Genomic DNA, 1,796 nt, shown 5'->3' on the forward strand with positions numbered 1-1,796 from the left:
TGGGGTGAGGCTAGGAACTGAGACAGCAGGGGCAGATTGGGCAGACAAACGCATGGTCACTCATGAAACTCTCAGCTAACTTGTAAGCCTAGCATTTATTAGCTTTCATGAGAATGAAATAGCCCTGTATTAGCAGTACATCAAAGCTGCCATCAACAGTTACATTGGAGCACTCCGAAAGGAGAGAATACCTAGGAGCCGTGTGAGGCGAAAGTTTCACGCACGGTTCTGAAGGAGAGGTGCTCCCCGTAATAGGGGACATCGACTCTAACAGCATCGGAATATAGGCGTGAATTCCTTTTACTCCAGTAGACTAAGTCTCCGTCATAAGGTGACTTGGTCCCCTTTACATTCACGTGTTGGTTCTGTTTGTAGCCGACTTTTGGGAATGCCTTTTTACATAGTTCATTAGCCTTGTGCCGGTTCACTTTCTTTTCTTTGCGGAATTTACGGTTTGCGGTATGGTTTATGAACCACAGGCTATCCCTTGAGCTACTCATATCACAACTGCTGTGGTAGTTACGCCACCCGCGAATGATGGGTGCTAATTTCTTGGCTTTTACTTCTGCACCATAATTCGAGTTGTTGACCACGGCTTTAATCTTCTTACGGATATTTCGGTGGTTTTCCTCTGAGGGAATGCACGAGAATTTTCCGTCTTTTCTGACGCGGAATTTCCACCCCAGGAGACGAAACCTTAGAAGAAAGAAGCCTTAATTAATAATTTTTAACCCTTTTTTGCATAGTCTGTCGCCTGTAAAGGCTTCTTTCTTCTTACGGTAACTTCATAGGAAGTCAAATCCGTCTATCGATTTGGTTAGCTTGGTCTTTCGAGCGCTGATTTCCATCCCTCTTTCTGTCAAGAAGTCTTTGACTTTTTGTAGGATTTTATCAGCGTCATCTTTTGGCTTGAGGATGAATACCATATCATCTGCATATCGCAAACTTGTGTGTATATCCTCAATTCCGTTTAGTGCCACATTTGCTAGTAGGGGACTGACCACACCACCTTGGGGTGTTCCTTGCTCTGGGAATTCCGGATTGATGCCTGCTTTTAAACACCTGAAAATCCCCTGTTTTAGGCACGCAGGAGCTAGCAATCTATCCATGATTGAGCTGTGTGCGATGCGGTCAAAACATTTCTTTATGTCTAGTTCAATTATTCGCTTGTTAATGCCCTTTTTATCAGATTTTAGGTGTAGTTGGAGGCGTTTTTGCACATCTTGTGCGCACCTTCCTGTTCTGAACCCGTAACTGTCGGCACTGAACGTAGCCTCGTGAGCTGGTTCTAGGGCGAATTTGGCTAGACATTGCCATGCTCGGTCGGCTATGGTTGGTACTTTTAACATCCGAATTTTCCCGTTCTTTTTAGGGATTGGGATTTCTCGGAGACCGCTATGCTTCCAGTCTCGGCCATAGAGGTTCAGTGTTTCGGCCAACTCCATGCGTTCCCTGTACTTGAGGCTTGACTTTCCATCAAGTCCAGCTGTTTTCTTACCCTTGTTTAGCTGTGTTACTTGTCGGACAGCCAGAAGTTGTGCTGAGCGGGACTTCATAATCAGTTTTTGTAGAGACCTGGCCTTCTTTAGGTCACCAGCTCGAACCGCTTTATATACTCGTTTTTGTAGGCGGAATAAGTTTTGGCGGTGTTTCTTCCACTTTTGACTTTTCCAAAGTTCGCTATGGTTTCCCATGCGTCTAACTATGCTCTCCTAGAACTTGTATATTCTGAATACCCGCAGGCAGTTTCCGCCTGCATCCTACCCGACAGTGGGGATTAAGCTTGACATAGCTTA

Annotated in this window: 1 pseudogene; it reads right to left on the reverse strand. The window is 45.2% G+C overall.

Annotated elements, in window-relative coordinates:
• Nucleotides 1–275: 275 nt before the first annotated feature.
• A pseudogene (locus tag F6K46_RS39530) lies at nt 276–1,694 on the reverse strand (reverse transcriptase domain-containing protein); the annotation flags it as partial.
• Nucleotides 1,695–1,796: the final 102 nt, after the last annotated feature.

This window comes from Moorena sp. SIO3E8, assembly GCF_010692445.1.
Lineage (GTDB): Bacteria > Cyanobacteriota > Cyanobacteriia > Cyanobacteriales > Coleofasciculaceae > Moorena > Moorena bouillonii.